General features: G+C 55.0%; 24 protein-coding genes. 16 read left to right on the top strand and 8 right to left on the bottom strand.

The annotated features are described in order from the left end of the window. Positions 1–44 precede the first annotated feature (44 nt). The 4 genes from MHM85_RS11125 to MHM85_RS11110 all read left to right on the top strand — a co-directional run bounded on the left by MHM85_RS11125 (position 45) and on the right by MHM85_RS11110 (position 3,456). Positions 45–593 carry a nucleotide-binding protein gene (locus MHM85_RS11125; protein ID WP_239285976.1) on the top strand — a complete coding sequence of 183 codons (549 nt, stop codon included), beginning with the start codon at positions 45–47 and terminating at the stop codon, positions 591–593. A 103-nt stretch (positions 594–696) separates the two neighbouring features. After that, positions 697–1,377 carry a DUF4062 domain-containing protein gene (locus MHM85_RS11120; protein ID WP_239285974.1) on the top strand — a complete coding sequence of 227 codons (681 nt, stop codon included), beginning with the start codon at positions 697–699 and terminating at the stop codon, positions 1,375–1,377. A gap of 1 nt (position 1,378) precedes the next feature. Further along, the gene (locus MHM85_RS11115; protein WP_239285972.1) at positions 1,379–1,726 is read left to right on the top strand and encodes a hypothetical protein; all 348 of its coding nucleotides are present in this window, start codon (positions 1,379–1,381) and stop codon (positions 1,724–1,726) included. A 65-nt stretch (positions 1,727–1,791) separates the two neighbouring features. Next, positions 1,792–3,456, top strand: coding sequence for an RNA-directed DNA polymerase (locus tag MHM85_RS11110; RefSeq protein WP_239285970.1), 1,665 nt, complete (start codon positions 1,792–1,794; stop codon positions 3,454–3,456). A 75-nt stretch (positions 3,457–3,531) separates the two neighbouring features. On the opposite strand, the gene MHM85_RS11105 is transcribed toward MHM85_RS11110, so the two are convergent. Both MHM85_RS11105 and MHM85_RS11100 read right to left on the bottom strand, forming a co-directional pair. Then, positions 3,532–3,825, bottom strand: coding sequence for a type II toxin-antitoxin system RelE/ParE family toxin (locus MHM85_RS11105; protein ID WP_239285968.1), 294 nt, complete (start codon positions 3,823–3,825; stop codon positions 3,532–3,534). Continuing rightward, on the bottom strand, positions 3,825–4,064 hold the full coding sequence (locus tag MHM85_RS11100; protein WP_016914150.1) for a type II toxin-antitoxin system ParD family antitoxin: 240 nt from the start codon (positions 4,062–4,064) through the stop codon (positions 3,825–3,827). Before MHM85_RS11100 ends, MHM85_RS11105 begins: the two co-directional genes overlap by 1 nt. 176 nt (positions 4,065–4,240) lie before the next feature. On the opposite strand from MHM85_RS11100, the gene MHM85_RS11095 reads away from it, so the two are divergent. The 3 genes from MHM85_RS11095 (at position 4,241) to rho (ending at position 5,936) form a co-directional block, all read left to right on the top strand. Then, positions 4,241–4,483: a type II toxin-antitoxin system Phd/YefM family antitoxin gene (locus MHM85_RS11095; protein ID WP_239285966.1), complete on the top strand. Its 243-nt coding sequence runs from the start codon at positions 4,241–4,243 to the stop codon at positions 4,481–4,483. After that, positions 4,480–4,743 carry a Txe/YoeB family addiction module toxin gene (locus MHM85_RS11090; protein ID WP_239285964.1) on the top strand — a complete coding sequence of 88 codons (264 nt, stop codon included), beginning with the start codon at positions 4,480–4,482 and terminating at the stop codon, positions 4,741–4,743. The genes MHM85_RS11095 and MHM85_RS11090 overlap by 4 nt, the downstream gene beginning before the upstream one ends. A gap of 236 nt (positions 4,744–4,979) precedes the next feature. After that, entirely contained in the window at positions 4,980–5,936 is a 957-nt protein-coding gene (gene rho, locus MHM85_RS11085) for a transcription termination factor Rho (RefSeq protein WP_239285962.1), read from the top strand. A gap of 59 nt (positions 5,937–5,995) precedes the next feature. On the opposite strand, the gene MHM85_RS11080 is transcribed toward rho, so the two are convergent. Then, complete coding sequence (locus tag MHM85_RS11080) at positions 5,996–7,195, bottom strand: DEAD/DEAH box helicase (RefSeq protein WP_239285960.1); 1,200 nt, start codon at positions 7,193–7,195, stop codon at positions 5,996–5,998. Between the two features lie 215 nt (positions 7,196–7,410). Between MHM85_RS11080 and MHM85_RS11075 the strand changes: the two genes are divergently transcribed. Together MHM85_RS11075 and MHM85_RS11070 are read left to right on the top strand one after the other, a co-directional pair. Beyond that, a complete protein-coding gene (locus MHM85_RS11075; RefSeq protein WP_239285958.1) occupies positions 7,411–7,833 on the top strand; it encodes a tetratricopeptide repeat protein in 423 nt (140 codons plus the stop codon). Positions 7,834–7,842: 9 nt separating this feature from the next. Beyond that, entirely contained in the window at positions 7,843–8,313 is a 471-nt protein-coding gene (locus tag MHM85_RS11070; protein WP_219863421.1) for a DUF1456 family protein, read from the top strand. Here MHM85_RS11070 and MHM85_RS11065 read toward each other — a convergent pair. Continuing rightward, positions 8,310–9,065, bottom strand: coding sequence for a class I SAM-dependent methyltransferase (locus MHM85_RS11065; RefSeq protein ID WP_239285956.1), 756 nt, complete (start codon positions 9,063–9,065; stop codon positions 8,310–8,312). The two genes, MHM85_RS11070 and MHM85_RS11065, sit on opposite strands and share 4 nt — an antisense overlap. Before the next feature lie 220 nt (positions 9,066–9,285). Between MHM85_RS11065 and MHM85_RS11060 the strand changes: the two genes are divergently transcribed. Beyond that, positions 9,286–9,696: a DUF4019 domain-containing protein gene (locus MHM85_RS11060; RefSeq protein WP_153843850.1), complete on the top strand. Its 411-nt coding sequence runs from the start codon at positions 9,286–9,288 to the stop codon at positions 9,694–9,696. 52 nt (positions 9,697–9,748) lie between these two features. On the opposite strand, the gene MHM85_RS11055 is transcribed toward MHM85_RS11060, so the two are convergent. Beyond that, positions 9,749–10,351: a VTT domain-containing protein gene (locus MHM85_RS11055; RefSeq protein ID WP_239285954.1), complete on the bottom strand. Its 603-nt coding sequence runs from the start codon at positions 10,349–10,351 to the stop codon at positions 9,749–9,751. Positions 10,352–10,362: 11 nt separating this feature from the next. Beyond that, entirely contained in the window at positions 10,363–11,172 is an 810-nt protein-coding gene (locus MHM85_RS11050) for a DUF1206 domain-containing protein (protein WP_219863426.1), read from the bottom strand. Between the two features lie 201 nt (positions 11,173–11,373). On the opposite strand from MHM85_RS11050, the gene MHM85_RS11045 reads away from it, so the two are divergent. Together MHM85_RS11045 and MHM85_RS11040 are read left to right on the top strand one after the other, a co-directional pair. Further along, on the top strand, positions 11,374–11,832 hold the full coding sequence (locus MHM85_RS11045; RefSeq protein WP_239285952.1) for a hypothetical protein: 459 nt from the start codon (positions 11,374–11,376) through the stop codon (positions 11,830–11,832). A gap of 45 nt (positions 11,833–11,877) precedes the next feature. Beyond that, positions 11,878–12,708, top strand: coding sequence for an AraC family transcriptional regulator (locus MHM85_RS11040; RefSeq protein WP_239285950.1), 831 nt, complete (start codon positions 11,878–11,880; stop codon positions 12,706–12,708). On the opposite strand, the gene MHM85_RS11035 is transcribed toward MHM85_RS11040, so the two are convergent. Further along, on the bottom strand, positions 12,694–13,287 hold the full coding sequence (locus MHM85_RS11035; RefSeq protein ID WP_139528169.1) for a LysE family translocator: 594 nt from the start codon (positions 13,285–13,287) through the stop codon (positions 12,694–12,696). The genes MHM85_RS11040 and MHM85_RS11035 overlap by 15 nt on opposite strands. Positions 13,288–13,453: 166 nt before the next feature. On the opposite strand from MHM85_RS11035, the gene MHM85_RS11030 reads away from it, so the two are divergent. Continuing rightward, complete coding sequence (locus MHM85_RS11030) at positions 13,454–14,308, top strand: methylated-DNA--[protein]-cysteine S-methyltransferase (RefSeq protein WP_239285948.1); 855 nt, start codon at positions 13,454–13,456, stop codon at positions 14,306–14,308. Between the two features lie 21 nt (positions 14,309–14,329). On the opposite strand, the gene MHM85_RS11025 is transcribed toward MHM85_RS11030, so the two are convergent. Continuing rightward, on the bottom strand, positions 14,330–15,250 hold the full coding sequence (locus MHM85_RS11025) for a glutaminase (protein WP_139528167.1): 921 nt from the start codon (positions 15,248–15,250) through the stop codon (positions 14,330–14,332). A 216-nt stretch (positions 15,251–15,466) separates the two neighbouring features. Between MHM85_RS11025 and MHM85_RS11020 the strand changes: the two genes are divergently transcribed. From MHM85_RS11020 to MHM85_RS11010, 3 genes are all read left to right on the top strand, one after another. Then, positions 15,467–16,837 (top strand): cytochrome P450, encoded by a 1,371-nt coding sequence (locus MHM85_RS11020; protein ID WP_239285946.1) that lies wholly within the window; start codon positions 15,467–15,469, stop codon positions 16,835–16,837. Positions 16,838–16,851: 14 nt separating this feature from the next. Next, on the top strand, positions 16,852–17,805 hold the full coding sequence (locus tag MHM85_RS11015; RefSeq protein WP_239285944.1) for an alpha/beta fold hydrolase: 954 nt from the start codon (positions 16,852–16,854) through the stop codon (positions 17,803–17,805). A gap of 133 nt (positions 17,806–17,938) precedes the next feature. Next, a complete protein-coding gene (locus tag MHM85_RS11010) occupies positions 17,939–20,131 on the top strand; it encodes a S8 family serine peptidase (protein ID WP_239285942.1) in 2,193 nt (730 codons plus the stop codon). The last annotated feature ends 10 nt before the right edge of the window (positions 20,132–20,141 follow it).

Here is a 20,141-nt window from a genome sequence, read left to right as displayed (position 1 = left end):
CGCTAAGGGCAAAGTTCGAGGAAGATTTTAACCAATACAGTGGAGTGCCAGTAGCGCCGACCAATGGCGGCAGTGAGCATGCGTCTCCTGAAACACTTGCGGCTAGCGTCTCCCAACCAAAGCAGGTTTTTGTAGTCCACGGCCACGATGAGACAGCCAAAGAACAACTTGAGCTCGTTTTGCATAAGTTGGGAATTGACCACTTCATACTTGCAAATAGCGGCGGTGGTGGCCTGACCATCATTGAAGCGCTAGAGGCAAAAATCGGTCAGAATTCTACCGCAACCAGTTTCGGTATTGTTCTGATGACACCCGATGACATGGGGTACCCTCAAAATAAAGGTGCAGATGCTATACAGCCGAGGGCACGGCAAAACGTAGTTTTGGAAATGGGTATGCTAATTTCTTCAATTGGCCGGCGAAATATAGCCATTCTCGTAAAAGGTCACTTGGAAAGGCCGTCAGACGCTGATGGCATTCTGTATATCCCATTCAATAACCACGTAAAAGAAACTGTCCCAAGATTAGCAAACCGCCTTAAAGAGTCGGGATTTGTATTGAATCCGGACAAGGTGGCTAATGCATCTAGTTAAACAGGTATAACCAAGCCATGCACCGGATGCAAAACCCTCCGCTTCGCTGCGGTTTTATCACCGGTGATGGCGAGCGTTAGATTTATAGGAGAATCGTGGGTTCATGGAAAAAAAGTATCAAGTGTTCGTCAGCTCCACTTACATTGATCTTTTGGATGAACGTAAAGAGGTTACGCAAGCTCTATTAGAGCTTGACTGCATACCTATTGGAATGGAGCTTTTTCCAGCATCTGATGAAGATCAATGGAGTTTCATTAAGTCTGTCATAGATGACTGTGACTACTATTTACTAATTTTAGCTGGGCGCTATGGTTCCTGCTCTGAAAGTGGATTGAGTTACACTGAAATGGAATACCGCTATGCAATAGATACTGGGAAGCCGGTAATTGCTTTCTTGCATCAAGAGCCAGAATTAATTCCTGCAAAGTTTTCTGAATCAGATAAGGAAATGCAAGAAAAGCTTGCAAGCTTCAGATCTCTTGCTCAAAAAAAATTATGTAAGTTTTGGAAAACGCCCACTGAGTTATCAGCTGTAGTAGGAAGAAGTATTGTTCAGCTTAAGAAAAGATCACCTGCTATTGGCTGGGTAAAAGCGGATCTTGTCCCAGACGAAGGAGCATCGCAGGAGATATTGAAGTTAAAAAACGAAATCGAAAAACTTCAGGCCGAACTTTCTAAGCAATCAAATACTGGAGTTGACCCAGGCGACTTAGCTCAGGGAGAGGAAATATTTTCGTTTCCATATACCGCAAAAGCGAAACGTGGTTGGGGGGGATTATGTTGAAGTGCAGCTAAGAAGTGAAATATCTTGGAACTCTTTATTTGCTTCATTGGCGCCTTCGATGGCGAATGAGTCAGATGAACGTAATCTGCAAGGTAAACTTAACCAAACTATATCAAAATTAGAAGAAAAAGTTATCAGCAAACAAAAGGATTTATCTGGTTATGAATCGTACGCTGTAGTAGAAGGCGATATTTTAGAAACGATAATTGTGCAGTTTCGAGCTTTAGGATTAATACAAAAAAGCACAAAAAATAGAAGTGTCAAAGATAAACATACATACTGGAGTCTAACCGAGAAGGGGGATTCACTTTTAGTTGGCCTCCGAGCAATAAAAAAATCTAACAAGTAAAGGCAGCTGACGCGTACCGCGGAGCTGCTTTGGGCGTTAGCATTCCTACAAGAATATAGGTCTATATGGATAAACTAAAAGAACTATTGGAGAAGGGCTTTTTTCCTGTTCAATTGCCTCCTGGCTTTACTTCTAAATCTTATGCCGCCAAGTACAAAAAATATAAGGGCGCGTGGGAGTCAAAGAGGGCACCAAGTACGAGGGCTGAAAAATTCTCTGTTGCTAGGTCTTCATATTATCGTAGGGTAACAAGTATAGTTAACCCAATAAGCTTCTTTCTTTTGTCTAAAGAAATTGACAAATTTTGGCCTCAAATACAAAAGCACTATAAAAAGAGCAAGATGTCTCTGAGCCATCCACACATTGAGCCAAATCTTCGAGCAATTAAGATAAGCAAATTTAGCGAACTCTATGAGGCAAAAGTTACAAGATCTACAGGATATCGCTACGTTTTAATAACCGATATTAGTGGATTTTTTCCAAGCATATATACACATACAATTCCATGGGCTCTGCATTCTAAAGCGGCAGCGAAGAAAAATAAGGCTAAAAACGATACATATTTTGGGAATATTCTAGATAGTCGATCCATGGGTGTGCAGGACTGGCAGACGGTAGGGCTGCCAATAGGGCCAGACACATCGCATATTATTGCGGAAATAATTGGTGTCGCTATTGATCTACAAATCAAGGATGCTCTTGGAGAGTGGCCTAGTGGATTCCGGTATGTAGACGACTTTTACCTATTCTTTGATACAAGAGAAGAAGCTGAAATTGCTTTGGCAGAGCTAACGAAGGCAATTAGCAATTTTGAGCTCCAGATAAACCCTTCAAAAACAAGAATAATGGAAGTTAAAGGGTTGGTTGAAGAATCATGGAAATACAGCCTAAAAAAACTATCTTTATCATCAGAAAGGCGAGCCCAAAGAGATGATATCCATAATTATTTCGAAGCTCTATTTTCTTTAGAGAGTAGGTTTTCAGATGAGAGTTTGATAAAGTATGGCCTGAAACAGATATCCTCCCACATCATAAAATTATCTAACTGGGATGTGTTTGAAGCTTATCTATTAAAGTGCGGATTTAGTTTTCCCAATACACTGCAAGTAATTGCAAATATTCTTTCTACATACCACTACCACGGCTACAAGTTAAATTTAAAGGCAATAGAGCGGTTCTGTAACAACTTAATTAAAGTTCACTCAATCTCAGATCATCATAGTGAGGTTTCTTGGCTGCTTTGGATATGCAAAGAGCTAGGTCTAAACATTAAAAGGGATGTGGTAAGAGAAATTGAGGGGATGAGCAGCTCAGTTTGTGCTTTGATATCTTTGGATCTTTTTCACTCTGGAGTTATAAAAACTAACTTAAGAGTTGACTATTTAAAGCAATTCTCAAATAAAGACGCTTTATTTAGTTCGGACTGGATGCTCTCCTATGAAGCAGGCCGTAGAGGATGGTTAAAGAACGCAAATCATGACTACATTGCGGATGAAGAATTCTTTGGTGAGTTGCTAAAAGAGAATGTGTCCTTCTACGATGAATCAAAAAAGTGTCACCCTATTTTTGAATTTAAAGAAGGGGAGCAGGAAGGAATAGATTTAGAAGTCTTCTTTGACAGAAACGATAGAATTGAAGATCATTTTGATTTTGATGATATGGATGAAGAATACTTCGACTCTTCAGGTGGCGACGATGATGACGAGGAGTTCGAATTTGACGATCTCTGATTCACCAAATGTTAACAAGGCGCTGCTGTCGGACAAATTTTACGCTGCGCTCCAAACTTGCCGCAGAGCAAAGCGTTAAAGATGCTGCTCCACATCCATACTGTTGTGGAGAATTCGGATGACAACGATCCTGGATTCCGTACCGGCTCTGTAAAAGATAACATGACTGCCCTGACTGAACTTTTTGTACCCTGGTTTTATATCACCCGCATCGCGGCCAATATCAGGTTGGCGAGCGAGCCGCTTGAAAGCATCGTCAAACTGCCTGAGGTATGTATCGCGTTGGCGCTTTCCCCACTTTTCAGTGGTGAAGCGGCCTATCTCGACAACGTCTTTTCGGGCAGAGGCAGTGAGCAGGTAGGGACGCATCAGTGAGCTTCGTTGTCCAGTTCTGTAATAACGCTTTCAAGGGAATACTCTGCGATTCCACTCTGCTCGCCTTCATCCAGGAGGCGTTGGAGCCGTTCAAGCTTACTTTCCGTTTCTTCAAGCAGACGCAGTCCGGCACGTACCACCTCGCTCACCGAGCCATAGCGGCCCTTTTCAACCTGAGTGGCTATAAACTCGTCAAAGTGGGGGCCGAGTGTAATGCTGGTATTCCTAGCCATGGGGAGACTCCTGTACCAAATATTGGTATATCATGGCAAACCACCCATAACAAGGCAAGGCAGGTCGACGCGATAAAGCCGCACCGTTGCTTGCAGCGCTGTACAAGAAGTACGTCTTGACGTACGTACCGAAAGGCGTACATTTAGTGAAAAGCTGAACACACAAGTGGTGCGTCATGAACGGAATCACAGCCACTGAGGCGCGCAGCAACCTATATCGGTTGATCGACGAGACCGCCGAGTCTCACCAGCCCATCGTCATCATGGGTAAGCGGAACAAAGCCGTCCTGGTTTCCGAGGAAGACTGGTCTGCCATTCAGGAAACACTTTACCTGCTCTCCGTACCGGGTATGCGGGAGGCTATTCGTGAGGGGATGGATACCCCCTTGGACGAGTGCGATGAGGAGCTGGACTGGTGACATGGACGTTGGTTTACACCAAGCACGCCCAGAAAGATGCAAAGAAACTCGCCTCCAGCGGCCTCAAACCAAAAGCCCAGGAATTGTTGGCGTTAATTGCAGAAGACCCTTACCGCGAGCCGCCTCCGTACGAGAAACTCATAGGGGATCTCGCGTGGGCCTATTTACGCCGCATCAATATTCAACATCGTCTGGTTTACCAAGTACTGGAAGAGAAACGGGTGGTGAAAGTTCTGAGGCTCTGGAGCCACTACGAATAATGCATGACCACCAACAGCGCATCAGCGTGTCAACCGTTGCGCCCTTTTCGACGGCAGCCCAAGTGCCCTATGCCATCCGTATTGTGCTAGCGTCGGTAAATATCCAGCAGCCCGAAAAGAAGCTGTGTTCCGTCAGAGAGAGCGTTGAATATCCTGCCTAGGTTTTACATCCGCCGTCGAGTAATCGCGAACATGGCCAACCACGAATCCCCACTTTGACAAGACGGCCCCAACCCATGACCCGCAAAACCCTCACGCTAAAAACCAAAAGACCTCCACAGCCCAAACCTACCAACGCAGTCGAAGACCCAACCCCCAACGACCCCATAACACGCTTCCTCAACGGCACCGCTATCCATCCTTCCCCACGCCTGTATCTAGCGCCCAGTGATCAGCCGCGCACTGTGCGGGCGATGGATTTGATTACGCCCATTGGCATGGGGCAGCGGGGGTTGATTGTGGCACCGCCCGGCTCTGGCAAAACGACGCTGTTAAAGCATATCTGCCAAGCCGTGGCAGAGGCTTACCCGGAGATAAAACTGTATGCCTTGTTGATCGATGAGCGTCCGGAAGAAGTCACCGATTTTAAGCGCAGCGTGTCGGCAGAAGTACATGCCTCGTCGTCCGATGAAAACTACGCTCACCATGTGCGGATGGCCGATCACCTGCTGGATAAAGCGCATCAGCAGGCAGGCGAGGGGAACGACGTGATGATCGTGATCGACTCGTTAACCCGACTTTCCCGGGTGCATAATGCCGAGCAGCGTGGCAACGGGCGCACGATGTCGGGTGGGCTGGATGCCCGAGCGATGGAAATACCGCGCAAGCTGTTTGGCTCGGCGCGGAAGATCGAAAACGGCGGATCGCTCACCATTCTAGCCACCGTGCTGGTGGAGACGGGAAGCCGAATGGATCAGGTGATTTTCGAGGAGTTTAAGGGCACGGGCAATGTGGAGCTGGTGCTATCACGGGACGTGGCCAATCAGCGAATTTTCCCGGCGATTGATATTGCCAAAAGCAGTACCCGCCGAGAAGAGCTGTTGATAGATGCGAAGGAGTTAGAAAAAGTAAGGACACTGCGCAGAGCGTTAACGCCGCTTAAGCCTATAGAAGGCGCGCAGAAGCTGCTTGCGCTGTTAGAGAAATACCCGACGAATGCCGAGCTGTTGAATGCTTTTTCGCCCGCTGAGTAGAGGTGAAGCTCACCCATGACTTCTGAATTCAACTAATAGGTGAGCTTCTTGGTGAACGCTTAACGGCTACTTTTTTTAACGTGGTTCAAGTTAGACGCGGGCACGGCTTTCTTAACCGGGAACCCTTCCACTTCTTTGCGCTCAATCGTGTTTTTCAAACGCCTTTCAATCGCACACAGGTTTTTAAAGTCGCTGATATCGACCAGCGAGATCACTTCACCGGAAGCACCCGCGCGGCCGGTGCGGCCAATGCGGTGGATGTACTCTTCTGGCTGGAAGGGTAAATCGTAATTCACCACGCGGCTGAGCTCGCCAATATCCAACCCCCGAGCGGCGACGCCGGTGGCCACCAAGTACTTCAGTTCGCCCGATTTGAACTGACCCAACACCTTTTCGCGCATGGCCTGGCTTCTGCCGCCATGGATGGAATCCGCTTGAATACCGCGCTTTTCCAGCTGGGCCACCAGCTTGGCGGCACTGTGCTTTTTCTCTACGAAGATCAGCGCCTGATCCCACGCTTGCTCGTTGATCAAGTGGCTTAGCAGGGCGGACTTGGTGTCTTTGTCGACCGTGATCAGCCACTGTTTGATGGTGGCGGCGGCGCGCACGTTGGGCGTAATGGAGATGTTCGCCGCCATGTCGGTCATTTTGCTGTCTGAAAACGCGTGGGCGATGGCGCGCACATCGTTGGTCATGGTGGCCGTGAACAGCAGGTTCTGTCGGTTCTCTGGCAGGCGCACGATGATTTTGTGGATATCATCGACAAAGCCCATATCGACCATTCTGTCTGCTTCGTCCAATACCATGACTTGCAGTTCATCGAAGTGCAGCGCGCGCTGGTGCGCCAAATCCAGCAGCCTGCCCGGTGTGGCGACCAGAATATCCACCCCTTCGATCAAGCGCTCTTTTTGCGGCGCGGTATCCACACCGCCGTACGCGGCCATTGAGGTGAGCGGGGTATGCTTGGCGTATTGCGCCACGCTGGCGTCCACCTGAACCGCCAGCTCGCGAGTGGGTACAAGGATGAGTGCGCGAATGCGTTTACCGCGCAGCGGTTCTGCGGCTTTGCTGAACTGTTCCAGCAGCGGCAACACAAAAGCCGCGGTTTTGCCCGTGCCGGTTTGTGCGGTGGCGATTAAATCTTTGCCCGACAGAATGGCAGGAATCGCTTGTTCTTGGATGGGCGTTGGCGTTTGGTAACCGAGTTCAGTAATCGCCTGAACGAGCGGGCGGGACAAGCCTAGGGTTGAAAAGGGCATGAGAAGCTCTGACAGAGTGGCGTATGGGGTGTCGAAAATAAAAAAAGTGGTGCAGCATAGCGTAAAATCAGCCGTTCGACGCTCGAATACGCGTTTATTTCCACTCCACCTTTGCCCGTGCCTCCATCCCAACCAGGTATAATCCTGTCATGACGCTAAACGCACATGCATGTGGGTCGTTTTGCATCCATTCCGAATGAACAGAGTCGTGGTCGATGATTAACACCAAAATTTACAAGGCGGTGTACGAGCTCGCCGAAAAGCTGATGAAGGCGGCTGCCAAAGATGACCGCGCCACGTTTGAAGCGCTGTATGCCGAGCTTGAGGCGATCTGCACCGAGCACGAGAACACCGAGAAAGACCACCCGGAGCAGTGGGAGACTCTGGCCGACTTCACCGAAGAGCTAGAGGACGCGCTGCCCATCTACCAAAAAGCGCTGGATAAAGCGGTCGTGAAGCAGTCGAACGATCATATCGCTTCGATTGGGCTTTCCATGGCGGCGCTGCACGTGGAGCTGGGCGACAACCAGGCGGCCATTGAACGCTTGCAGCAGGCCCAGGCCAGCGCCCAAACGATCGAAGATAACGAGCTGAAAGCAGAAATCGATGACCTGCTGGCCACGCTCACCCACGCCTAGGACCCCATTTTGACCAATAACGATATTTTTCGCCGTATTCGCTACACCTTCGACTTAAAAGATAACACCATCGTCAAGATCTTCGCCCTGGCGGACGTGAACGTGACCCAGGAGCAGGTGACGGCATGGCTGAAAAAAGATGAAGACGACGCCTTCGTGACCATGAAGAACAAAGAGCTAGCGGCGTTTTTGAACGGTTTCATCAGCTTCAAGCGGGGCAAGCGCGAAGGCCCACCGCCTGCCCCGGAAGCGCAGTTGAACAACAACATGGTGTTCCAGAAACTGCGCATCGCGCTGAACATGAAGGCGGAGGATATTTTAGAGGTGTTCGATCAGATGGGCCTGCCGCTTAGCCCTCACGAACTCAGCGCGTTTTTCCGCAAGCCCAGCCACAAGAATTACCGCGAGTGCAAAGACCAAATGCTGCGTAATTTCTTGATGGGCGTCCAGCGGCAGCTTCGCCCCAACGATAACGGTTAAGCTAGGCGCTCGCGCTTCACACATACGAAGATCGCATTGCCTGAGACGTTATCCCAGGGCGTGATGGTCTGGTAATCGTGCTCGAACACGTGCACCTCGAAGGTAGGCTCCAGCAGGGCGATGAGTTCGCTAAAACTGACGGCCACCATGGGGTGCTCGTCATGCCACACTTGCGTTGTCTCCGCCGTGGTTTTTTCGATGCTCAGCCGCAGCGACTGCCGCTCCCCCTGGCCGCTGTAGTGCCATCCCGAGCGGAAAGAGAACGTCTCCTCCGCCTGCTGGGCCGTGTGCTTGACGAACAGCTCGTTATCGATTCGCTGTTTATCCACCGCGTTGAAGCAGAACACGCCGCCCTCGTTCAAGGCGCGGTGAGCGCTGGCGATGCAGTCGCCGAGCTTGCCCAGGCCATCGTTGTAGTGGATGGAGTAGAGAAAGCAGGTGATGAGGTCCAGCGGCTCATCGACCTCGAAGCGGCTCATGTCCTGCAGTGAGAAGCTTGCCTCTGGGCAGCGTTGGGCGGCGATATCCAACATCGGCTGGTTGATGTCCAAGCCACTGCTGGTGAAGCCAGCATCCAGAAAATGACGCACGTGGGGGCCGGTGCCGCAGGCGACATCCAGATGGCGTTTGCCTTCGTTGCCAAAAATCTGATGCAGACGACGAATGGCGTTGCTCTGGGCCTGGTAGTCGATGTCGACGCACATCAAATCGTAGTAGCCAGACAGGTCGGTGTAGAGCGCGTTGACGGACATAGTGGCCTAATGGTGAGGGCTGACATAAATGAGGAGGCGCATAGTAAACGAGCGGTTGGGGTTTGAGAAGGCGTAGGAGTGGCTTGGCCAAGCGGCGATCAAGTTTGCACTCTTTCACAGTTTGGCTAGCGCTTTAGGGTTAATGTGATTAAAGAAATCGTGTGATGGTCCGATAACTACTAAAGTCGCACGACACATTCGATTGCCATACGAGGCTGCCATGCCAAAACCCTTTGCTCTCATTCTCTCTGCGTTGCTCCTGGCGATGACTTCTTATGTGCAGGCGTCTACCACCGAGGCGGCGGAAGCGGCCGCGCTCGCTTGGCTGGAAGCGATCGATCAAGGTGAATATGAGCAGGCTTGGGAAAAGTCGTCACCGCTGTTGAAGACGCCGCTTTCCCCCACCATGCTGCAGCGCGTGGTGACGCTGGCCCGCAACGATTTGGGCAGCGTCGAGTCGCGGCGGCGCATCCGCATGTCGCAGTACACCTCGATGCCTGGGGCGCCGCGCAACGACTACAAAGAGTTCGCTTTTCAAACCCAGTTCACGAACAACCAGCGCGTGGTCGAAGTCGTCACGCCACATCTGGAAGAGGGCACGTGGCGAGTGAGCGGCTACTACGTGCAGTAACGTGATTCGATCGCCCATCAATAGCCGCCAACGTTGGCGGCTATTGTGTTTTCTACACGATCAGCCCCGCCAGCGCCTGCATCCCCAGCACCAACAGAAGCACCACACTGCCCAGCGCTAGGCTGGTCTTCAGCGCGTGGCGTTTCCACATGCTTTCCACTCGGTGCCCAAAACGATGTACCAGCCACGCCAGGCCATAGTAGCGCAGCCCGCGAGCCATCAGTGCTGCCAGGGCGAACAGCACGATCGGGTAGCCCGAGAGCCCAGCGGTAATCATCGCCACCTGGAACGGAATCGGCAAAATGCCAATCGCTAAAATGGCGGCAAAGCCGTATTGGTCGAAAAAGCTCTGAAACGCCTGATAGCTTTGCTGCATTCCCATGAAGTCGATGAACCAAGTGCCGACGGACTGGTACAACACCATGCCCACGCCGTAACCGACGATGGACGCCGCTAAACAGCCCAGCGTGGTGGCGGTGGCCATTGCCCAAATGCGTTGACGATTCACCGCCATGAGCGGAATCAGCACGAGTTCGATGGGAATCGGCAAAATGATGGTCTCTAGGAAAGAGAGCGTGGCGAGCAGCCACAGCATGTTTTTCGAGCCGTTGATACGCTCGAACCACTGCTTGGTTCGCGTGGAAGTGAAGGCCATGGGTCGAGTCGCTATACGGAAGGGTTGATGCGGCGATAAATCGCCGTGAGGAGGCTATACACGCCGAATGCGAACAGCCCGATGGCAACGAACGCAAGCAGCCACTGGCCGAAGGCTTGGTGTCTCAGCGTGCTCAAGGCTTCCGCCGTGCCGCCTGCTTGGCTAGGATTGTATTGGTACGCCGCGATGATAAATAGGCTGCCCACGATCACAAAGACGAGACCCCGCACCGCCAAGCCAAAGCGACAGACGGGGTATGCCCAACGCTGCACGTGAGTGGGCATGGAGAAGTGGCGGTCGAATTTGGCTTTCCACCCTTTAATGGCATGGGCAATGCCTGCGCCAATCAAGACTGCGCCTACCGCAGCGACCAGCCAGCGACCTAATGGCTGCTGCATCAGCCAGCCAGCGGCATCCTGTGAGCCGCTGCCAGAGCCACCGGATGCACCCAAGCTGACGATCAACTGAGCCGCAAAAAAAGCCAGCAGCGTGTGCGTCACGGCACTGACCAGCAATCCCGCGCGGATCGCCAACCCTTTGGGTTGACTGCCATGGCCGTCGGTGTCTTGAAGCGCTTGCAGTGTGCGCCAAGTGGCGTAGCCCACTAGCCCAAGGGCAATGATACCCAGCATTACTTTGCCGAATGGGGCGGCCAATACGCTCTCTAGTGCGCCACGACTGCCTTCGGTTTGGCCGCCCTGGCCTAACGCGGCGAGCGCGGCTAAGCCGCCTACCAGTAAATACACGATCCCCCGCGAGGCGTAGCCCAAGCGGGCGAACAGTTTCACCGCATCCCGATGTGTCGGGGGTTGACTGGCCATGGTGTCCTCCTGACTTGAATGGCGTTGCCGATCCTTTCGGCGGCCCATACTGTGCATGGAAAAGGGTATTGTCCAGCGTAGACCATGCGGCGGGCAGCGTTAGGGCATGGCGGTACTTTTATAGAGAGCACCGCTCAAAAGTGCCATAGTGGTTCTGGGAAGTAGTCAGTAAGCGTCTTCATGTGTCATGGATCGAACCCTATGAGCGATCACCACATCGTTTTTATTCCAGCAGACCCGCATTACCTGCCCGCGGAGGAGCAGGTATCCCGTGCTAAGGAGACGTTATGGCAATGGATGCCGGAAGCCGAATCGCTTGCCGCCGCCGTGTCTGAATACGTGCAGTTTCATGACTGCGGCAGTAATTTTGAGTACGTTCGTTGTCACCTGTGTGGGCAGGAGCTGACCCTTCCCCAGTGGCATCTTCTGATGGATCAAGATTACGATTTAGTGCGCGGGTTTGGGCTAATGCCGCAAACGCTTCCATGCTGTGGAAGTGTGACCAGCGTGAACCAACTCGACTACTCCTTTATGCAAGGGTTTTCACGCTTTTCTCTCACGGCGATTAACCCCAGAACGGGCGCGGTGAGCCCCCAGCAAGCGGAGCTATTAGAGCAACGGTTGGGTCATCGTCTTCTGGTGATTTATCGCCATGTTTAGTGGGGAAGAGCAGCGGTCAAGACGAGGGTGGACGGATAGGTGAACATGAATAGAGCACAGCCTATTTTCTGGCGTGACGAGCGTATGCCCCACGTCGAACTGCGCAAGATTCAGGATGCGCGGCAGGTATGTTATGCCCCTCACAGCCATGCGCATTGGTCGCTGGGGGCCGTGACCGCCGGGGTCAGTACGTTTCGTTATCGCGATGCCTCACATCAGATTCGTGCCGGTGACCTGGTCATGATGAACCCTCACTGGGTGCATGCCTGTAACCCCATCGCCAACCAGCCTTGGGCGTACCTCATGCTGTATGTGGATGCTCGCTGGATGAGCGAGTTGCGCTATGGGCTTGGCCTACTACCTGCGCCAGAGTGGCAAGACATTGCGACTGCGGTCATCCGCCGGCCGAGTCTCTTCCACTCGTTTTGCGAGATGGCCGGCGGTTTGTTGGATGAGCACGTCGCGATCGAGCGCAAGCGGCAGGCAGTCACCGCCTATCTCACTACGCTGATGAGCGAACTGGCGGAGGAGCCACCTCTGGCACCCGCGCCGACGCCTGAACTGCTGGCCCAAGTGGCAGACTATTTGCGCACGCACTGCGCCCGCGATATTTCGCTGGAAGAGTTATCCCAGCAAACGGGGTACAGCACGGGGCATTTGATTCGCGCGTTCAAGCAGCACTACGGCCTGACGCCCCATGCCTATTTGATCGATCAGCGTATTCAGTTAGGGCAGGCGGTGCTGAGGCAGGGTCAGCCCATCGTCGAGGCGGCGCTCACGGCAGGGTTCAACGATCAGCCTCATTTTCAGCGAACCTTCAAGCGGCTGGTCGCAGCGACGCCCCACCAATACCGTGCGCCGTCATTCAAGAAGTAGAAATAGCGCGCTCCCTGCCAAGCCGACCGCCAAGCAGCGGTTGATCGTCAGGAGCACGATAGGCCGTTGCAGGTAACGTTTGAGAAACGCCCCCGCGTACACCCAGCTGGCCAGCGACAGCCAGCAGATCGGTAGATAAAGCGCGGCGAATAGGCCAATCAAGTAAGGATCGTTGCCGTTGGTATACGCGCCAATGCCTGCCGCCGAGGCTAGCCACGCTTTGGGGTTGAGCCACTGCATGGCCGCGCCGGTGATAAAGCCGGGGGCTTTGTGGGGGTCGTGCTCGCTCACTCGTCCATCGTGCTGACATAAACGTACGCTGAGGTAGAGTAAGAACACGATACCGGCCCACCGTAGCGCCTCCTCTAGCCAGGGCGTGACATGCAGCAGCGAATAGAGCCCCACGCCAATGCCCAGAAACAGCGCAAGGAACCCAAGCGTCGCTCCGGTCACGAAGATGAGCCCTTTATGAAGGGGGTAGTGGGTACCGCTGCTCAAGCAAACGATATTGACCGGCCCCGGTGAAATGGACGCCGCCAGGGCAAAGGCCGACATGGGTAGCAGTAGCGATGTGCTCATGATGATCCTCCAGAAGGGAGGTGATAGTGTGCAAGCGGGGCGCGATCTGGGTATTGCACAAAATTGATATGTGACGTGCGCAAGATTCGGGTGGGGTTGGGCGTGCTCGCTGGTTATGCTTGGGTCACGATAGGTGGTTCGCAACGATGCCTGAGAGACCGACGCGATGAACGACTATGCCCGAATAGAAAAAGCCATGGCCTTTATGGTGGCCAACGCCACCCAGCAGCCGAGTTTGGAGACGGTGGCGGCGCAGGTGCATTTGAGCGCGTTCCATTTTCAGCGGCTGTTTTGCCGCTATGCAGGCGTTAGTCCCAAGCGCTTTTTGCAGGCGCTGACGCTGGCGCGGGGAAAGCAGCTGATTGCTTCGGCCCAGAGTCTTAGCGACACCGCTCATGCGCTGGGCCTGAGTGGGGGCTCGCGGCTGTACGACCATTTTGTGACGCTCGAAGCGGTGACACCCGGCGAGTTCAAGCGCCAAGGGGAGGGTGTGGAGATCGTTTATGGCATTCATCCCACGCCGTTTGGCGAGGTGTTGGTGGCAGCGACGCCAAGGGGTATTTGCCGAATGGGGTTTCTGGCCGCCACGTCCGAGGCAGGGATGCTGGCTCAGCTCGCCGCTGAGTGGCCGCGCAGTACGGTGCGCCACCAGCCAGAGGCGACCCGCTATGCCGTCGATGCGCTGTTCGAGCCAGGGAAAACGGCTGCGCCGGGGGCGCTGTCGCTACACGTACGCGGCACCAATTTCCAACTCAACGTATGGCGCGCGCTGCTGCTAATTCCCAACGGACGGCTCGCCAGCTATTCGCACATTGCCCAGTCGCTAGGCGCGCCAACAGCATCTCGGGCGGTGGGGAATGCGGTGGGCGCGAATCCGGTGGCGCTGTGGATTCCCTGCCACCGGGTGATTCAGCAAAGCGGCGCGCTGGGTGGCTACCGCTGGGGGCTGGAGGTAAAACGCAACGTGCAGGCCTGGGAAGCGGCTCGGCAGCTAGAGCCGCAAGAGAGCGTTCAGAGCTAACCCACGCCTGGTGGCTAAAATCTAGTGGCCAAACACGGACCAGCCGGTGCGTTGTACGAACATCTCCAGCGCCCGTGCGCCTAGCAGACTGTTACCGAAGCGATCCAGCCCCGGCGACCACACCGCCAGCGATCCACGCCCTGGGGCAATGGCCAGAATGCCGCCGCCCACGCCGCTCTTGCCCGGTAAGCCTACGCGGAAAGCAAACTCCCCCGAGGCGTCGTAGTGGCCGCACATCATCATCAGCGAATTGATCCGCCTCGCACGCTGGGGCGACACCACCCGCAAATTGCTGGGCCGGTTGACCCCGTCGGAGGCCAGGAAGAGTCCAGCGTGGGCTAGCTGGTCGCAGCTCATGGCGATGGCGCACTGGTGAAAGTAGGTGCCGAGCACTTTATCGACATCGTGTCGCAGCCGCCCAAAGGCCTTCATGAAGTGGGCCAGCGACGCATTGCGATCTTTGTGCTCCATTTCCGACGCGGCGACCTGATGATCGAAACAGATGCTGTTGTCGTCGGCGATATAGCGCACGAAGCTCAATATCTCCGCCAGCGTCTCTTTGGGCGCGTGGCCCATCATGATGGCATCCACTACCGCAATGGCCCCGGCGTTGATGAACGGGTTACGCGGTTTACCGCTCTCATGCTCGAGCTGAACGATGGAGTTGAATGGGTCGCCGGAAGGCTCGCGACCCACTTTAGTCCAAAGCCCATCGCCCCATTTGCCTAGCGCAATGGTCAGGGTGAACACTTTCGAAATGCTCTGAATCGAGAAGGGCGTCGTCGCGCAGCCCGCCGAGAAACGCTGGCCTTCGACCGTGGCCAAGCTGATCGCAAACTGGCTGGGGTCCACATGGGCCAGCTGGGGGATATAGTCGGCTACGGTGCCGCGTTCGGTTTCCAGGGCCAGCTCGGCGGCAATCTCGTCGAGTATCTCTTGCATGTCGGGCGTAATCGTTGGGTGGTGGGAGCCGCTACCCTAGCGGAAAATGGCCAGGCTGTCTGCGGGCATTGCCTTGATGGCATGGGCCATAACGCTAACTTAGTTAATGCTTGGCTTGATTTAAGTGCTCGTTGCGCGAAGGGATAGGTGAAAGCCTTGCGTGTGGTAGAGGTGGCTCTAGACTGTCACGGTAGCCGCATCACTCAAGGAGCAGGAATGGATAGGAGATCCACCCCTGATGGGTTGCCGACTGCAACGCTCAGTGAAACCATCGCCATTATCAGTCAAGTCATGGCCCCCAACGTGGCAAAGGGGGTCATTCGTCGTCGTCCAAACGTCGTTGGGATGGTGGAGCGTTTCGGCCTGGATGCGAAAGGCATTCGGCAGTTGCAAGCGCTCAGCAAGAAGTATGGCCGTGGCCCACTCATGTTGAAAGTGCCGGGCAAAAAGATGGCAGTGGTGCTCGATCCCGCTGATGCCAACCATGTGCTGGAGCACACTCCGGAGCCTTTCGCGACGGACGAAGCGCTGAAGCGCAGCGCACTCGGTCACTTCGAGCCTGACATGGCGCTGGTGTCCCACGGGGAAGCACGCCAAACGCGCCGCCAACTGAACGAGCGGGTGTTACAGAGTGGCTGCCCGCATCACCTTTTTGCCGATGCATTTACCCAGGTGGTGGAGGAAGAGGCCGACGCATTGGTGGCGCGCACCAACACACGCTTCGATGAGCTGGACTGGCCGACCTTTCAACGGGCGTGGGAGCGTATCGTACGGCGTGTGGTGCTCGGCGATAGCGCCCGAGATGACCGCACCGTCACTCGCGAATTAGTGCGGCTTCGTAAGGCCGCCAATTGGGGCTTCATGCACCCCAAACGCAAACGCTTGCAGCAGCGGTTCGAGCAGCATTTGGCGTTTTACTATCAGCAAGCCGAGCCCCATAGCCTGATGGCGATGCTGTTTCACCATTCGACCGAAGAGACCGACAGCGACCAAGCACCGCTTCAGCAAGTGCCGCAGTGGTTGTTTGCCTTTGACCCCGCTGGCATGGCGGCGTTTCGAGCGTTGGCGTTGCTGTGCGCGCACCCAGAGTTTGCGGCCAGAGCGTTGGATGACGTAAACGACACGCCGCCACCTGACATGGATTGCCTCAAGGCAAGTGTGTTGGAGGCGCTGCGCTTGTGGCCCACCACACCACTTATTTTGAGACAGTCGACGCAACCCACGCAGTGGACACCCGGGGAGATGCCTGCTCATACCTCTGTACTGATTCATACGCCTTATTTTCATCGCGATGAACGCTATTTGCATGCGGCTCATCGGTTTACGCCTGAGATGTGGCTTCGCCCGGACGGCGAGAGGCGATGGCCGCTGGTGCCATTCAGTGGCGGGCCTGGCATCTGCCCCGGTCGACATATCGTACTGCTGGTGACTAGCCGCTTGCTCGCTGCGCTTCTGCGGCGGGCGCGCTGGGAGCTGCATCCTCCAGGAAAGCTGAGCAGCGAAACCCCTATGCCGGGGTTGCTTAGCCCGTTCCACTTGCGCTTTCGCTTGGAGCGCTTTTCGTCCGATGACGCCACCACGGCCTAACAGGAGACCCTGCCATGCCACATGCCCAGCCCACTACCGGCTTACGTTTCGATGTGCTGGTGAATATCTTGCCGGCTGAGGCCGATATTCCGTCATTACAAAGCTATACCACGCGAGATGGCGGCACATTGAGTTACCGTTACTATGCTTGCCACCACTATGCCAGCCACAACCATGCCAGCCACCGCGCTACTCAGCAGGCTGCGCCGTCGACGCTGTTGGTGCTATTACATGGCTCATCGGCCAGCAGCCATTACTTGGCGCCCATGGCAGAGTACCTAGCGACATCGGCCGGGTTCGATGTCATCACGCCGGATTTACGTGGCCATGGACCAAACCCAGCCAAACGTGGCGATGTGGACTATATCGGTCAATTAGAGGACGACGTAGCCGACCTGATCGAGCATGCTAAGCGTGAGCATGCGCCCTATGAGCGTGTGGTGATTGGTGGGCACTCTTCGGGCGGAGGGTTAGCACTGCGCTTTGCAGCGGGCAAGCAAGCAAGCCATTTAGCCGGGGTCGTGCTGTTGGCCCCGTTTTTAGCTCACAACGCGGCCACCGTGCGCAAAAAAGCGGGATGGGCAAAGCCGAATCTATGGCGCATTCTGCCGCTGGCGTTGCTGAATCAAATGAACGTGACTCGCTTCAATCACTGGCCGGTACTGCACTTCAACCTGCCGCTGGCCTACCGCACCGGGTCGGAAACCCTGCGCTACACCTACCGCATGATGGAGAGCTTTGGAACGGCGGACTACAAGGCCGACCTTGCCAATATTCGCGCGCCCATTCTGGTACTAGTGGGCGATAGAGACGAGGCGTTTTACGCTAAGCAATTCGAGCCTACCATTCACCCCCACGCGGCGCAGTCAGAGTTTGAGTTCATTGCGGGAGTGTCGCATTTAGATATCGTCGTCAATACCACCGCTGCTCAGCGTATCGCCCTCTGGGCAGAAACTCACGGCCTATGAAATGAGCGTTATACGACTTGCGATAAGGGCTTTTCTCAGTATTTAATGCCGTTGCCTTTCTTATTTTTTCTAACGCCTTTAGTGCAAGCGAGTCACTCTATGCAACGCCATACCGATACGCAGGGCAGCCGCGATGTTTGAACGGCGCCCGCTCTTCCTAGCGGTAGGGATAGCGCTGGGCACTCTGTCATTATCAGGATGCGGGTCCAGTGGCGGCGGCGGGGGAGATAGCAGCCAGGGCGTGTACACCCCTAGCGGCTCCTCCCCTGGTGTGGGGGCCAGCCAGACCCCCGAACCGCTCGAGCCGGGATTGGTGAGGGTGGCGGTGACGGATAGCGCGTTCGATGTCGCGACCATCACCAACAGCGAGCGGGTGATCGACCGTTTGGACGTCTACACCGGCACGGCTGACGTCAGCGGTGTGGATGAGTGGCACGGTAACGCCGTGACATCCACCATCACGGGCGGCACTTTAGGCAATGCGCGTCTGGACCTTCTGAAAATAGAAGATAGCCAGGGCGCGACGCTGAACAACGCTTTGGATTATGCCATTGGGGAAGCCGCTAACCGGGGAGCGAGGGTCATCAACGCCAGTTTTTCCCGCCGTTTGGAAGCCAGCGACCCTCGTCTTACCTTCAATGGAGTGACCTCGGCGACGTCATATCAGCGCGTAGTAGATGCCAACGACGGCAAAGGCGCGATCTACGTGGTGAGTGCTGGCAATACGGGCAGCGCTATCGATACGCAAGGCAAGCCGATCTACACCAGCCAGCCTGGGCTGTACGAGATGATGCTGATTGCCGTGGGCACGACGCCCAGTGGCACTATTCATCCATCGAGCAGCTATCCCGGCGACGATGCGCAGTTGCAGTCGCGCGCTATTGGTACCGACTTCGCAAACCGCGATGTAGGAGCCCAAGGCACCTCGATTTCCGCCGCACGGATTTCGGAATATGCCGCAGGAATCATAGGCCAGTGGCCGCATCTCACGGCACAGCAGGCCAGCCAGCGGCTACTCGACACAGCCAGCCAGGAGAGCGCGCTGTTCCAGCAGAACACCTGTGGCACGAGCGGCACATTGAACTGTGGCGCTTTCTATTTGGGCCAAGGTGTTGCTGATATTGAGGCAGCGCTGGCCCCGGAAGGCGATCTGATCGTTAGCCAGAGCCAGCGAGTAGCCGATGGCGGTGCGCTAGCCGATGTCTCTTATCTACAGCTTTCAGACGCTTATGGCGATGCGGTCGCAGCGTCTGGTGTGCTGGAGAATGTGGTGGCCTTCGACGCGCTGGGCCGAGATTATGCCATCGATTTAGGGCGCAATACCCAGTCCCGCACCGTGCGGGCTTCGCAGCTTCGCAATCAGATGCAACAGATGGCAAGTGCTTCCTCATCGCACGCCACCACTCAGACGGCGATCGAGGGCAATTATCGTTTCTCAACCCGTAGTACGGCCTACGGTGAGCTGCTGTCCAGCCGTTTCGATGGCACCTTTGGTAACGCCCAGCTCAGCGCCTTTCGTTTCTCTGGAAACCAGCCTAGCCCCATGGGCAACTACGCCGAACTTGACGTGATGCCAATGATCTCGTTTCAAACGGGGTCGGCGTTGACCCAAGCCTTAGAGCGTGTGGACGGTGTAGAAACCCGCTATGAGATGGGTGAACGGTTGAGTATGACGGCCTCCCATTGGGTGGGCGATATGGCTAACGATGCGGCCAGCGACTATCAAGCGCAGCGTTCCGACGTCGGTTTGGCATGGCAAATCACCCCAGGGCTGCGTATCGACAGCTATGTCGGCCAACTGAGCGAGCAGCAGGGCCTGCTGGGCGCTAACGGCAACGGTGCATTGGGTTTGGGCGATGATAACCGCATGCGCTTTGCGGGCATTAGCCTGCAGGCCCAAATGGATGGCTTTCGCGGTTTTGCCGAATTCGAACAGGGGCAGGGCAGTGCCTCAGGTACTGGCCTGCTAACTCGCGTGGATGGCATGCGCGCTCAGCAAATGGCGCTGGGGCTACAGTGGCAGGGAGAAGGCGAGCGCGCCGAACGTTGGGCGTTGACGCTGCGCCAGCCGCTACGCATCGACAGCGCCACGGCCAGTTTCGATGTGCCCGTAGGGCGCCGCTTGGATGGCCGCGTGGTGCGTGAAACGCGCAGCGCCTCACTGGAACCGTCAGGCCGTCAGCTCGATATCGAACTGGGCTATGGGTTTGCCGCCAGCGAGCGCAGCCAGTGGCAGTTCAACCTGCTGCACACCCGCGAGCCGGGCCACGATGCTAACGCGCCCAGCGATTCAGCGGCCATGGTGAACTACTCCTACGCTTGGTAATAGGCGCTCA

This window comes from Halomonas sp. McD50-4 (assembly GCF_022348135.1).
Taxonomy (GTDB): domain Bacteria; phylum Pseudomonadota; class Gammaproteobacteria; order Pseudomonadales; family Halomonadaceae; genus Vreelandella; species Vreelandella piezotolerans.
This window is presented reverse-complemented; position numbering and strand designations above follow the sequence as displayed.